Origin of the sequence: Thermococcus camini, from assembly GCF_904067545.1 — an archaeon.
GTDB classification, from domain to species: domain Archaea; phylum Methanobacteriota_B; class Thermococci; order Thermococcales; family Thermococcaceae; genus Thermococcus; species Thermococcus camini.
The window spans coordinates 1,436,430-1,449,255 of sequence record NZ_LR881183.1 but is presented as its reverse complement, the minus strand read 5'-3'; the positions used below and the strand labels follow the sequence as shown (position 1 = coordinate 1,449,255).

The 12,826-nt window shown below is 56.7% G+C and carries 14 protein-coding genes; 4 read left to right on the top strand and 10 right to left on the bottom strand.

The features are described 5' to 3' along the window. Positions 1 to 125 precede the first annotated feature (125 nt). The 3 genes from TIRI35C_RS07815 to serS all read left to right on the top strand — a co-directional run bounded on the left by TIRI35C_RS07815 (position 126) and on the right by serS (position 2,990). Complete coding sequence (locus TIRI35C_RS07815) at positions 126 to 281, top strand: hypothetical protein (protein ID WP_188202404.1); 156 nt, start codon at positions 126 to 128, stop codon at positions 279 to 281. 64 nt (positions 282 to 345) lie between these two features. Continuing rightward, positions 346 to 1,548, top strand: a complete 1,203-nt coding sequence (locus tag TIRI35C_RS07810; protein WP_188202403.1) for a molybdenum cofactor synthesis domain-containing protein — start codon at positions 346 to 348, stop codon at positions 1,546 to 1,548. Positions 1,549 to 1,622: 74 nt separating this feature from the next. Then, entirely contained in the window at positions 1,623 to 2,990 is a 1,368-nt protein-coding gene (serS, locus tag TIRI35C_RS07805; RefSeq protein WP_188202402.1) for a serine--tRNA ligase, read from the top strand. A gap of 78 nt (positions 2,991 to 3,068) precedes the next feature. On the opposite strand, the gene TIRI35C_RS07800 is transcribed toward serS, so the two are convergent. From TIRI35C_RS07800 to TIRI35C_RS07790, 3 genes are read right to left on the bottom strand one after another with little or no spacing between them, the layout of a single operon-like run. Continuing rightward, on the bottom strand, positions 3,069 to 3,527 hold the full coding sequence (locus tag TIRI35C_RS07800; RefSeq protein WP_188202401.1) for a type II toxin-antitoxin system VapC family toxin: 459 nt from the start codon (positions 3,525 to 3,527) through the stop codon (positions 3,069 to 3,071). After that, the gene (locus tag TIRI35C_RS07795) at positions 3,508 to 3,678 is read right to left on the bottom strand and encodes a hypothetical protein (RefSeq protein ID WP_188203267.1); all 171 of its coding nucleotides are present in this window, start codon (positions 3,676 to 3,678) and stop codon (positions 3,508 to 3,510) included. The genes TIRI35C_RS07800 and TIRI35C_RS07795 overlap by 20 nt, the downstream gene beginning before the upstream one ends. 43 nt (positions 3,679 to 3,721) lie before the next feature. Then, positions 3,722 to 4,426 (bottom strand): nucleotidyltransferase domain-containing protein, encoded by a 705-nt coding sequence (locus TIRI35C_RS07790; protein WP_188202400.1) that lies wholly within the window; start codon positions 4,424 to 4,426, stop codon positions 3,722 to 3,724. 81 nt (positions 4,427 to 4,507) lie between these two features. On the opposite strand from TIRI35C_RS07790, the gene TIRI35C_RS07785 reads away from it, so the two are divergent. Next, positions 4,508 to 4,927 carry a hypothetical protein gene (locus TIRI35C_RS07785; protein WP_188202399.1) on the top strand — a complete coding sequence of 140 codons (420 nt, stop codon included), beginning with the start codon at positions 4,508 to 4,510 and terminating at the stop codon, positions 4,925 to 4,927. Positions 4,928 to 4,967: 40 nt separating this feature from the next. On the opposite strand, the gene TIRI35C_RS07780 is transcribed toward TIRI35C_RS07785, so the two are convergent. From TIRI35C_RS07780 to minD, 7 genes are all read right to left on the bottom strand, one after another. Then, the gene (locus TIRI35C_RS07780; protein WP_188202398.1) at positions 4,968 to 6,134 is read right to left on the bottom strand and encodes a hypothetical protein; all 1,167 of its coding nucleotides are present in this window, start codon (positions 6,132 to 6,134) and stop codon (positions 4,968 to 4,970) included. Between the two features lie 83 nt (positions 6,135 to 6,217). Further along, on the bottom strand, positions 6,218 to 7,237 hold the full coding sequence (locus TIRI35C_RS07775; protein ID WP_188202397.1) for an L-threonylcarbamoyladenylate synthase: 1,020 nt from the start codon (positions 7,235 to 7,237) through the stop codon (positions 6,218 to 6,220). A 35-nt stretch (positions 7,238 to 7,272) separates the two neighbouring features. Further along, on the bottom strand, positions 7,273 to 8,319 hold the full coding sequence (locus TIRI35C_RS07770; RefSeq protein WP_188202396.1) for a glycosyltransferase family 4 protein: 1,047 nt from the start codon (positions 8,317 to 8,319) through the stop codon (positions 7,273 to 7,275). Positions 8,320 to 8,357: 38 nt separating this feature from the next. Beyond that, complete coding sequence (locus TIRI35C_RS07765) at positions 8,358 to 9,563, bottom strand: hypothetical protein (protein ID WP_188202395.1); 1,206 nt, start codon at positions 9,561 to 9,563, stop codon at positions 8,358 to 8,360. A gap of 142 nt (positions 9,564 to 9,705) precedes the next feature. Further along, a complete protein-coding gene (gene asnB, locus TIRI35C_RS07760; RefSeq protein ID WP_188202394.1) occupies positions 9,706 to 11,148 on the bottom strand; it encodes an asparagine synthase (glutamine-hydrolyzing) in 1,443 nt (480 codons plus the stop codon). Positions 11,149 to 11,270: 122 nt separating this feature from the next. Next, positions 11,271 to 12,014, bottom strand: coding sequence for an ATP/GTP-binding protein (locus TIRI35C_RS07755; protein WP_188202393.1), 744 nt, complete (start codon positions 12,012 to 12,014; stop codon positions 11,271 to 11,273). Further along, positions 12,011 to 12,748: a cell division ATPase MinD gene (gene minD, locus TIRI35C_RS07750; RefSeq protein WP_188202392.1), complete on the bottom strand. Its 738-nt coding sequence runs from the start codon at positions 12,746 to 12,748 to the stop codon at positions 12,011 to 12,013. Before minD ends, TIRI35C_RS07755 begins: the two co-directional genes overlap by 4 nt. Positions 12,749 to 12,826 lie beyond the last annotated feature (78 nt).

Here is a 12,826-nt window from a genome sequence, read left to right as displayed (position 1 = left end):
CCACTTGGCCCCATCAATTAAAAACCTTTCTAACCGGCTGGATCACAGAATTTGGCCACGAAATGCTTTAAATTGGTAGAAAAAAGTTTATAAGCCATTATCCGCAGGTAGAAACGGGGATCGGGATGCAGCCTCCTAAGAAAAAGAAGAAGGTCGAGGAGTTCGAAGGGGAAGAGCTTTTCGAGGAAGAGGCGGAGTGGGAGCTGGAGGAGGACGAGCTCGACGAGGACTGGGAGGAAGAGTGGGTGGATGAAGACTGGGAAGAGGATGAGGAGTGGTGAGTTAAACGTTTTCTTTTACGCAACCCATTTATAGAACGGAGTTCTCTTTTCTCCCGGTGATGGAATGGCGTTCCTGAAGGTCGTTTCCCTGGAAAAGGCTCTTGAGGCCATAAACTCATTCCCGCTGGAGCCAAAAATCGAAACCGTTCCCCTGAGCGAAGCCCTGGGCAGGGTTTTGGCAGAGAATGTGACATCACCGATAAACGTTCCGCCCTTCGACCGCGCCACCGTTGACGGTTATGCGGTTCGCGCAGAGGATACCTTCATGGCGAGCGAGAGCGAACCGGTTAAGCTGAAGGTCGTGGGGGAGATAAACGCTGGGGACACTCCTGCGGTAGAACTTAAACCCGGTGAGAGCGTTTACATCTCCACGGGTGCACCCCTGCCCAAGAATGCCGATGCGGTTATACAATTCGAGGACGTGGAGGGGGAAGGGGAAGAGGTCATCATTTACAAGCCGGCATATCCAGGCCTCGGCGTCATGAAGGCCGGAACCGACATCCCGAAGGGGAAGATCCTTCTCAAACGCGGAACGAGGCTGACCTTTAAAGACACGGCACTTCTCTCGGCGGTCGGCTTCTCGGAAGTCAAAGTCTTCGGGAAGCCCCGGGTTGCCGTGATAAGCACGGGAAACGAAGTGGTTCTTCCCGGTGAGGAACTCAAACCCGGCCAGATTTACGACATAAACGGCCGTGCCATAGCAGATGCCGTCAGAGAGCTCGGTGGCGAGGCTCTTTTCCTCGGCATAGCCAGGGACGACCGCGAGAGCCTCAAAGCGCTCATCGAGAAGGGAATCGAGTGCTGCGACATGGTAATCCTCAGCGGCGGTGCGAGCGGGGGAATAAGGGACCTGACCAGTTCGATAGTCGAGGAGCTCGGCGAAGTGAGGATTCACGGCATAGCGATTCAGCCGGGTAAGCCGACGATAATCGGCCTGATCAACGGAAAGCCCGTCTTTGGCCTGCCTGGATATCCGACCAGCTGCCTGACCAACTTCACCCTGCTCGTTGCACCCCTCCTGAGAAAGCTTCTCGGAAGGGAGAGCGAGGTCGGAAAGGTCAGGAAGAGACTCGCCCACAAGGTCTTCTCCGTCAAGGGCAGGCGTCAGTTCCTGCCGGTCAGGATAGAGGGCGAAAAAGCGATACCCATACTCAAGGGAAGCGGCGCGGTCACGAGCTTCATAGAGGCCGACGGCTTCATTGAGGTACCGGAGAACGTCGAGATACTGGAGGCAGGAGAGGAGGTAGAGGTCACGTTCTTCGGCTGAGTTTGTCGTCCCCCCAAATACCCCATCAAAACCTTTTTTAAACTCCTTCACCTTTTTCTCCCAGGTGAAGGACTATGCTAGACATAAAGCTCATCCGTGAAAATCCCGACCTCGTTAAGGGCGACCTCATAAAGCGCGGCGAGCTTGAGAAGCTCAAGTGGATAGACGAGATTCTGGAGCTCGACAGGAAGTGGCGCGAGAACCTGAAGAGAATAAACGCTCTCAGGAAGGAGCGCAACCAGCTGGCGGTTCAGATAGGCAAGCGCAAGAAGGCCGGCGAGCCGATAGACGACCTCCTCGCGAGGAGCAACGAGATAGTGAAGCAGATTGAGGCTCTTGAGAAGGAAGTCGAGGAGCTGAGGGCAAAGATAGACTACTACCTCTGGCGTCTCCCGAACATCACCCATGAAACTGTTCCCGTTGGCAAGGACGACAGCGAGAACGTTCCAATAAGGTTCTGGGGTAAGGCGAGAGTATGGGAGGGCTTCCTTGAGAGCTTCAAGGAGCAGAGCCTCGGAAAGATGGAGTATGAAGTACTCGACTGGAGGCCGAGGCTCCACGTTGATATGCTGGATCTCCTGAGGGGAGCAGATCTTGAGAGGGCCGCGAAGGTCAGCGGTGCGCGCTTTTACTACCTCCTGAACGAGCTTGTCATCCTCGACCTTGCTCTCCTCCGCTTCGCTCTCGACAAGCTCATCGAGAAAGGGTTTACTCCGGTCATACCGCCCTACATGGTGCGCCGCTTTGTTGAGGAGGGCGTCACGAGCTTCGGCGACTTCGAGGACGTCATCTACAAGGTTGAGGGTGAGGACCTCTACCTCGTCCCGACCGCCGAGCACCCACTGGCTGGCCTTCACGCCAACGAGATAATCGAGGGCAAAGACCTGCCGCTCCTCTACGCCGGCGTGAGCCCCTGCTTCCGCAAGGAAGCTGGAACGGCAGGAAAGGACACCAAGGGAATCTTCCGCGTTCACCAGTTCCACAAGGTCGAGCAGTTCGTCTATGCGAAGCCCGAGGAGAGCTGGGAGTGGCACGAGAAGCTCATAGCTAACGCCGAGGAGATATTCCAGGAGCTTGAGATTCCCTACCGCGTTGTTAACATCTGCACCGGCGACCTAGGCTATGTGGCTGCGAAGAAGTACGACATCGAGGCCTGGATGGCCGGCCAGGGCAAGTTTAGGGAAGTTGTAAGCGCGAGCAACTGCACCGAGTGGCAGGCGAGAAGGTTAAACATCCGCTACCGCGACAAGACCCACGAGAAGCCCAAGTTCCTCCACACCCTCAACTCGACGGCCATAGCAACCTCGAGGGCAATCGTTGCCATCCTCGAGAACCACCAGACGGAAGAGGGCGTCGTGAAGCTTCCAAAAGCTCTGTGGAAGTACACGGGCTTCAAGGAGATACTGCCCGCGAGCATGAAGGAGAAGTGCTGTCAGGGCTGAGCCTCTCATTTCCTTTTCTGTACTCTTGTACTATGTGCAGTACAAGGGTTTATAGAGGATTGTACTGTGTGCTGTCCATTAGAGATTCAGCAGTTCCTCTTTTGAAGACACAATCAAAAGGTTCTCGTTCTGAGCCATCTCGACAAAGTCTTTGTCAAGGGTTATTATCCCGTCAAGGTTGTAGAAAATGGCCGTTGCGCCGATGGCGGCATCGTTGGGAAGAAGGCCGTATTCTTCAATAAGCTTTTTAGACAGTGTGAAGACGAACTCATTCGTTTCAAGGAATCTGAAGAGTGAGAGAAGCTCGTAAACTGGCTCTTTTTGAACTGCCCTGACAAGTTCTGGCTTTTTCTTCAGCGTTCTAAAACTTTTGCCGGTTTTAAGTTTCAGATATATGAAAATAACCTCCGAAGCAACGGTTTCGTTTATATATCCTGCCACACTCTCTTCGATAAGGGCCTCAAGGATGTTTGTGGCCTTGGGGTTCCCCTTCAAATGCTCAACGAAAACCGTTGAATCAACCATAAAGCTCCTCATAAATCTCCACCTTGAGGTCTCTCGCAGATTTCTCCGTTTTTAGTATCCCCTTGGTCTTTTTTAGAATCTCCCTCTGTTTCTCAAGTTCCTGAAGATACGCCTTAACTTTTTTCTCGAATTCCTTTGGGACCCTCATGTTAACGGTCTCCACGTTCTCACCGTGTCAATCTTCTCGTCGAATAATATAAAGATTGCTAAACCCCTCCCCGCTCCCTCACCTTTCTCCTAACGTTTGGGTCGCGGTCGGCTATGAGCTTCAGTGCCTCCTCGAAGCTCATCCAGTCGGGAACTTCCTCGTTGATGTAGATTCCTGTTCTCCCGATGCTGTCCCTTCTCATCAGAACGTGAACGCGCTCGGTAACGATGTCTATGCCCACGCCGAGAATTTTTGCCACCTCGCTCTCCCTTCCCACGACTTCCCTCTCGATGTGTCCCCTCTCGGTGGGGACTATGAGTATGAGCTTTTTGCTCACCCCGGGGACGCGCTCCTCTGTCTTCACGCCCCATATGTCTATCATCCCGCCCCACCTGTAGAACTCAAGCTCCCTGTCGGTGGGGTCGATCAACGGGAAGGTGACCGTCGTTTCCTCGTCTATCTCGATGATGCCCTTGATGAGGTGCCAGGGGGTCGCCATGACTATTTTTCTCCTGCTCACAAGCCCCTCAAGAGCGAGCTCGATTAGGTAGCTCGACACACGGTAGGGGATGAAGATGTCTATGTCGCTGTCCCTTCTTACATCTCCCCTGGCGACGCTGCCGTAGAGCTGTGGGTCAAAGTGACTGAGGCGTTCCATAATCTCAAGTGCCTTCTCCCGCTTCTCCCGGAGGTAGCGCCACCTCCTGGGGGGATAGATTACCTCCCTCTCGTCCCAGATCCTAACGACTTTTTCCCTGGCCATCGCTGGAAGTTGGGGGGAAAGTTTAAAGCCCTACCGATAGCGTTTTATATAAACCGATCGACTTCGGGGTGGTGAAAGAAAATGCCAGTACTCGGGTTCAACATAACCAAGGTTGAAATGGAGAGGGTTTCCCTTTCTGTTCCTGGGGGCCAGATAGAGGTCAGGCTCTCGCCGAAGGTCAAGGAGATGCGCCTCGGTGAGATCAGGACCCCAACCGGCAAGCTGAACGGTATCGAGATCCTCTTTAGGTACGAGATAGATTACAACCCCAAGATTGCTGACGGTGCGATCGAGGGCGTCATACTCTATCTCCCGCCGCAGAAGGAGAAGATGGATGAGATACTCAACCTCTGGGAGGATGAGAAGAAGATAGACCCCGTCACCTTCGCGGAGGTCGTGAACTTCATAACCAAGGAAGTCTCCCCGATGCTGATGCTCCTCGCGAAGGAGATGCGCCTGCCGTACCACATACCCATTCCCAGGGTTGAGGTCAAGTCCTGACTCTTTTTACTTCTCCGATTTCTGCCATTCTATTTGGGAGTTAGCGATAGACGCCTTCGGCCGCGTGGATCTTCTCCAGAACCTCAACGAGTCCCTCACTCTTCATGGCGTTCTCTCCGAGTTCCAGGGCTTTCGTGTATTTCCCTCTGCTGGTGTAGTACTCTATGTTCTCGATGTCTTCCAACACATCCCCGCGGCTGTTTAACGCGGCGAACTGCTTGAGTGCGGCGAGCCTCACGCGCACCCTGAACTCCATACTGCTTTTGGTCTCAAGGGCGCTCTTGTAAGTCCCCATGGCCTCGTCGAGCTTCCCTATCCCCATGAGGGCCTCTGTCAGCTCCACGAGCTTTCTCGTGGCCATTTCATCGTCGCCCCGGGAGCGGTGGGAGCTTATGACCTGGTAGAGTATTCTGGCAGTGTTGAGACCGATCAGCTTGGCCCTGTTGAAGTTTCTCGCCAGCAGGTACGCGTACTGGGCCTTGACGAGGCATGTGGTGGTGCCGTCCAGGTCGCCGTTCGAGTACGCTATCTTGCTTGCCTTCTCGAAGTTCTTGGCGGCGGTGTCCATCATTTCGATGAAGTGTATGTCGTAGCCAAAAAGAGCCCGTATAAAGCCGGCGAGACGGTAGAACGCTTCCGCCGCCCTTCTGATGTCTCCGCTTTCCAGCCGGCTTTCCGCGAGCTGGCCGTAGAGGGTTATCATCGTCTCGGCTATCCTCCTGTACGCCTCGATGTTGTCCACCAGTTTGTAGTACCTGTAGGCGGATTCGTACGCCTTTATCGCCATCTCTATATCGTCGTTATCCTGATAGGACGCTCCAAGGTCCTCGTAGATTCCGGCGAACTCCTCAGCGTACTTCGTCAGGCTCTTACGATCGTCCAGTGTGGCGAATATCTCAAGGACGCTGAAGCAGTACTCATCGAGAAGGTCGACGTCAACCTCTGGTCTGGATATCTCACCGTCTATAAGGTCAAGATAGAGGTAGGCGCTCTTCAGAAGGGAGGGTCTAGCCTTTTCAACGGACTTCGTTCTCTCCAGAAGAACGTAACCGAGGTATTTGTACAGCCTGGCCGCGTCCTCGCTCATTCCGGCCTCCTCATATCCCTTCGCGGCCCGCAGCATGAGTTTTAGTCCCTCTTTCACCTGACCGCCGTTGATTTTTTTGATGGCGAGCTGTTCGAGGTCCTCGGGCCCTTCCAGCCCCATGCTACCCACCAAATTTCTCACCCCATATGATTCAAGTCCTGACGGCTGCCTAAATCTTGGCCCTCCAGATATTTAAGCGTTGTCTATGCCCAGACTATTCTGTACCCCGCTGCCTTTCTCAGTCTGTTCATCACCGCAAATCCCAGTCCTCTTTCCTCGATTCCCTCCGCGATTATGATGTCCACACCGCGTTTATCCAGCTCCCTGAGCGCCCTGAAGAGGTTCCTCGCCACTTCCTCCTCGGTACTTCCCAGGTGGAAGAACTCGTCCGCGTCGTACTCCTCCGTGGCCATCACCCCAACGGTGAGGCCGTCCGCGCGGTACTCGTGCACCAGCTCGGCTATCTTACGCCTCACGTTCTCCCTCTTCCCCTCGACCACTACAACCTGGGCGTTCGGAGAGTAGTGCTTGTACTTCATCCCGGGGGAGCGGGCGACATCCACGAGCTTGCCCCTGACCGCAGGATGTATCTCAATTCCCCCGATGACCTTCTCGATTTCTTCCAGTGGAAGGCCGCCTGGCCTCAGCAGGGTCGGCCTCTCCGAGCTGAGGTCTATCACGGTGGATTCCACCCCGATCTTGGTCTCGCCTCCGTCGATTATGCACTCTATCCTCCCGTAGAAGTCGTCTATGACGTGCTCCGCCAGGGTGGGGCTCGGCTTTCCGCTTATGTTCGCGGAGGGTGCCGCCACGGGAGTGCTCGCTCTTATAAGCGCGAGCGCTATGGGGTGCGCCGGCATTCTAACGGCCACGGTGTCGAGGCCTCCGGTGGTGACGTCCGGGACGTTCTCATCCCTCGGCAGGACCATCGTCAGGGGGCCCGGCCAGAACCTCTCGGCGAGGAGCCTTGCCTCACGGGGAACATCCCTCGCGAGCCGCCCCAGATCGCTGAAGTCAGCTATGTGAACGATGAGCGGATTATCGGGGGGCCTGCCCTTGGCCTCGAATATTCTCTTTACTGCCCGGGCGTTCAGGGCATCTGCACCGAGGCCGTAAACGGTTTCGGTTGGAAACGCAACCAGCTTCCCCTCCAGTATGAACCCGGCGGCTATCTTTATGCCCCTCTCATCTACTCCGTCTCGCATGTTGATTACTACAGTCATGCTCTCACCCCTCAGCCTTCACGGAGTCGGGGCGGTTAAAAACGTTGCCCAACCACCGAGGAGTACACCCCCTCGACCGCCGCCGCGATGGCCTCCCACGAGTAGAGTGCCGCGACACTCTTCGCAACGGCCCCGGCTTTCCGGTTCTTTTTCGGCTCGGTGAGAATCCTCACAGCCTCAACGAGCTCATCGAACGTTTCGAAAGTGAGTCCGTTCTTTCCCGCTCTGATCAGCTCGGGAACCGCGCTTACGTGCCTGCCCACCGCCGGGACGCCCAGGCTGTTGGCCTCTATGACGACGAGGCCAAAGCCCTCCCTCCTGGATGGCAGGACGAGGAGAGCGCTTTCCGACAGAATCTTTCCGACGTCACGCCTGTACCCGAGGAACCTCACGTTTTCTGGCGCACTCGCTTCCAGACTCCTCCTGAGCGGACCGTCACCCACCACAAGAAACTCCCTCTCAGGAAGGGCCCTCGCCAGCTCTATGAAAGTCCCCGGGCTTTTGTATTCGCGGAGGGCGCCGATGAACGTGATGTGCCTCCTCCCGTTCTCCGGTTCCCCTGCCCCTTCGAGTTCACGCACTCCGTTGGGTATGACTCTCACCCGCCCCGCCCCGAGGGCCAGCGCCTTCCCCGCCAGCCAGTGGCTGACAGCTATCACCGCGTCCGCCTCGGTGAGGGTTTTTTTCACGTAAAACCCTCCGAGGGCCAACTTTGCCGTGTGCTCCAGATCGCTTCCGTGGGCCGTGACGACGAGGGGAAGGCCGGTTTTCTCCTTCGCGAGAACGCCCGCGAAGCCTGTCGTTCCAACAAAGTGGGCGTGGATCAAATCAAACCCCAGTTCCCTGTGGAGCCGGACGATTTTCCTGGAACCCAGAAAGGCGAAGCTCGTCCCCCTCAGTCCGTAAATCGGAGGAACCTTAACCTGATGGACGAACTCCCGCTCGAACTCCCTCGGCTCAACCGGCCCGTAGGTCAGAACGTGAACTTCGTGGCGTTTTCTGAGCTCCCTCACAAGGCTATCGAGGTGGCTGGCAACGCCGCCGGGGTGCGGGGGATAGTGACCGACCATTAGAATCCTCATTTTGACCGGGAAGAATGGAGGGGAGGCGTTAAAAAGACTTATGGTCTGCCCCTGTCCCGTCCTCCGGGGCGAGGTGGATGGGGCACGCCGTGCCTCCGGACGGTTTTTTCTGCCAGCATCTCCTTTATACGGGGTATGAGGTCGTTGATTACCTCGGAGTAATCCCCCCTCTTGAGGGCATCCTCCGCCTGCTGGAGCAGGCTTTCTATCCCATCCACATCGTAGCCCTTTTCCCTGAGGACGTTTACCATGACCTCGAGCTGTGAGAGCCTTCTCTGGAGCCTCACCGCCGCCGAGCCCTGGTACACAGTTCTTATCTCCACGTACGTCCTCGCTATCACAAAATCCGCCTCTCCCCCCGCACGTACTGCCAGCAGGTACGCCCTGGAGTAGTCGCCCGCGTTGTACGCACTCCACGCCTCCTCGAGCAGGTCCTTCGCTGTTTCGAGCTTCCTTCTGGCGGCGGGTATCTGAAGGCCGTCGAGCAGCTTCTCCGCCCGGTTCGTCTTGTTCTGGACTGCCGTGAGAACCTCGAGGGTGTCCCTTGGCCCCGGCGAGGTCGCCTTCTCCTCGGTGCCTATGTCGTTTCCGAAGCGCTCCCGGGCAAATCCCAGAACCCTCCCCTGGTTCAGGGGGAACAGGGGCTCTCCCCCGTCCGACGTTGTCATGTACACGACTCCATTTAATCCGCTGAACTTTGCCAGCGCCTCGAGGGTTTCGTTGGTTTTCCCATCGTCCGTCAGGATGATGAGCCTTCCATGCGTCCCGGAGGGTCCGATTTTAACCGTCCGGGTGTACTCCCTCAGCGCGAGTCCGTCCCTGCCGTTGGCGATTACCACGGTTTCGATGCCCTTGAAAGCCTCCGGAAACTCCTTCTTCAGCCCATCTATCACGGCCAGATTTGTCTCGTACCTTGTCTCCCCGTACCAGCGCTCGTAGGGGATTCCGAAGTCGTCCATGTCGCCCGTGTAGTCCTCGGGGATTGCGACGGGTCCGCCGATTATTATCACCCTCCCCGGCTCCTCGCTGAGAATCTCCGCGCTGATCTCCGGACTGTACGTTCCCCAGGGACTTACGATAACCCTGGCATCCAGCAGGGCGGCCACGCTGTACGCCAGCGCCGCGTCAGCCTCGTTGTCCGTCACGAGGATAACGATGCCGGGGTCCGCGGCGCTCCTCCCTGGAAGGACGGCCAGGGTGAAGATGAGTCCGATGAAAATGACGGCAGGTTTTTTCAACTCCACGTTCTCTCACCAGCTTACCGTTGGAAAAGGGCCTATTTAAGCCTTTTTCACGAAACCGTTCGGTAGTGTTAGCCCCTCTGGCAGGAAAAAACGTGGAGGTGCCCCATTTGGGGCAGGACTATTAAAGAACGTTCAGGAACGTTTATTCCCGTTTAAAAATCTCCCTGAAGACTTTCTCCGCGTATTCCCTCAGTCCCAGACCCTCGCTCTTTGCGAGTTTCTCCAGGAGCTTCTGGGAACCGCTGCCGTACTGGGCGGCTTTCTTCTCCCTCATGGCGATCTCCTTCGGCAAACCCAGCTCCAGCGCCGCTTTTCTCAGAACGGCCTTTCTCACACCCCCGGATATCTTCGCATCAAGCGGTGTGTTGATAGCCGCGGAGACGACGGAAAGGCTCAGGAAGGGGAAGCGCCCCTCCACCGAGTTCATCATGGCTATCTTGTCGTCCCTGGCAAGGTTCCTCTCGCCCAGTCCCCTAAGGTCGTCCTCCATAAGCTTGGGCCTCTCCAGGTACTTCGCGTAGCCGCCGAAGAGCTCATCCGCCCCCTGGCCGCTCAGGAGAACCCTGACACCGTCGTCCCTCGCAAGCCCCGTGGCGAAGTACAGGGGTATCCCGATGGCCAGGTTCATGGGGTTCGGCTCCTCTATCGCGAAGGCAACCCTTGGAACCGCCTCCTTCACATCGTCCAGGTCGAAGACGTACTCCCGGAGCTCCAGGCCGAGCTTATCCGCTGCCATTCTGGCCCATTCGATGTCAGGGCTTCCCTCCACCCCCGCGGTGTAGAGGACGACGTCGGAGTACTCCGAGGCGATGAGGGCAACGAGGGAGCTGTCCAGTCCCCCGGAAAAGAGAACCCCGGTTTTCTTCCCCACCCTGTGGCGGACGGAGCAGGTCAGGGCCCTGCCGACGGCCTTAACCGCCCTCTCCGGGTCGAGGGGCTTTCTCCTCAGCTCTTCCAGCCGGAGGGCTTTTCTGACTTCAACGCCCCCCCTTGAGATTGTGACCAGCTCACCTGGTTCCACCGGAATGGCCTCCTGCCCGATGCCCCACAGCACCTTTTTCTCGCTCGCGAAGAATCCCTCCGGGGAGCGGTACAGCGGTCTTACACCCAGCGGGTCGCGGAAGAGGTGAATCCTCTCCCCGTCGGAGAAGGCCACGGCGTAGTCCCCCTCCATCATCAGCATCGCCTTCCGAACCGCCCCAAAGACATCCAGCCCGCGGTCGAGGAAGAACTCGATGAGCCTGAGGATCACCTCGCTGTCCACGTCCGTCTCGAAGGATACCCCCCTTCCCTCCAGCCACGCCCTCAGCTCGCGGTGGTTGTATATCTCGCCGTTGTGGACGAGGGCCAGCTCATTGACGAAGGGCTGGGTAAAGCCCATGGAGCCGGTCATGGCGAGCCTGCACTGTATGAGGCCTATCTTCCCGTCTGGCATTTCGGGAACCTTTGAGAAATCGCTCGATTTCAGTACTCCCTCGTCCGTCCAGACGCCGAAGCTGTCCTCTCCCCTGTGCTTTCCGGCGTTTATCATAACGATGAACCTGTCCCTGAGATTTGAACCGAGTCCACCCGCCACAAGGCACATGCTCTCCCACCGCTGGAAGTTGGTCGTCGTTAAGAAAAGACTTCCCGCTTTCGAGGTGGGGTAGTGATAGAAAGCGGCTGGAAATTCTGAACATCCGTCCAAATTTGTGCCGGATGGCTGAACTATGTCAGGTCCCCGCAGGTGCAGTAATGCTCATAGGCCAGAGTTTCGAGCTCATCGAAGCCTTCACCCGTCACCGCCGAGAGGTAGAGGACCCTCGTTGGCGGGGCGAGCTCCGGCAGGGATGAACACATCCTGTACGCCAGGAGCCCCTGGGTGGACGGCTCGAGCTTCAGGCGGGAGGTGAGGTAATCGATGTCGTCGAGGAACCTCCGGTAGCGGTCCAGGTTCTCGACGGTGTCGATCTTGCTGAGCGCTGGAGCCGTGGTGGTGCCGATCCGGAGGTCCACCATCAGACTGAAGAAGCGCGAGAAGCAGAAATCCGCTGGCCTCTTCAGAATGTCGGGACTGAAGAGGTAAACCGTTAGGGGGCTGGGCAGGCCCTCCATCAGTCTGACACCGAACTCATGGAAAAGAAAGGTCTCCATCTGTCCGGGGGTGTCAATGATGACGTAGTCCATCTCCTCCGCGAGCTTTGTTATTCCGGAAACGTACGCATCCACCTTCTGGAGAAGCCTGTCATAGCTCTCCACTATCGCGCCGTTGGGCCCGTAGCCCTCCTCCATTATTTCCCATGCGGTAACGTCGTCCCTTACATCGACATCTGGAGGATAGGGGAGGTCTTCAACACCGGTATCCAGGTTAACGTAGCCCACGGAATAGCCGCTTTCCTCAAGGTAACGTCCGAAGGCTCCGCTCAGTGTTGTTTTTCCGCTTCCGGCGGTGCCTATGAAGGTCAGGATCATCCCATCACCCTTGCCTTGAACCCAGCTATCCTCGTTATCCTCTCCGCCAGCTCCATGAATGCCCGGGCACCGGCAGAGTTCGGCCTGTACTCGACGACTGGAACTCCCTCAAGCGTCGCCTCTCTTACCGGTGGGTCCTCCGGAATAACCGCCAGCAGGGGAATCTCCATGACCTCCTCCGCCACGTCGGGCGGGATGTCGTTATCGCTCCTGCCGTAGCGGTTGAGGACGAAGCCAAGGACCGCGAGGCCGGCTTTTTTGAGAACCATCCCCACCTTCATCGTGTCCGTGATGCAGGATATCTCAGGGTTCGTGACGAGAAGAACCTCCTCCCCGCTCATCATAGCGTTCATGGCGTCCATCTGGAGCCCCGCGGGGGAGTCGATTATCACGAAGTCAAAACTATTTTTGAGGGGTTTTATGGTCTCGGGAAGCTTCCTTGGATCCGCCCGGATGACGTGCTCCCAGTCTATTGAGGCGGGAATAACGTGGACGTTCTCGTAGGTTGTGGCGTATATGGCGTTGTTTATATCTGTCCTGCCGGAGAGGACGTCATGGATCGTTGTGTAAGCGTCATCTATTCCCATAACCAGACTCAGGTTGGCCATGGTTAAATCCGCATCAACGGCACAGACCTTGTATCCCATTTTTCCGAGGGCTATGGAGAGATTCGCGGTCGTAGTGGTTTTTCCGGTGCCCCCCTTGCCACTCGCTATGGAGATAAGTCTTCCCATAGTTCCACCCATTCTATTTTCGGCTAAACCTTTATGAACCTTTAGCCGCAGAGGGCGTTGAGAGAGAAAAAGGGGTGG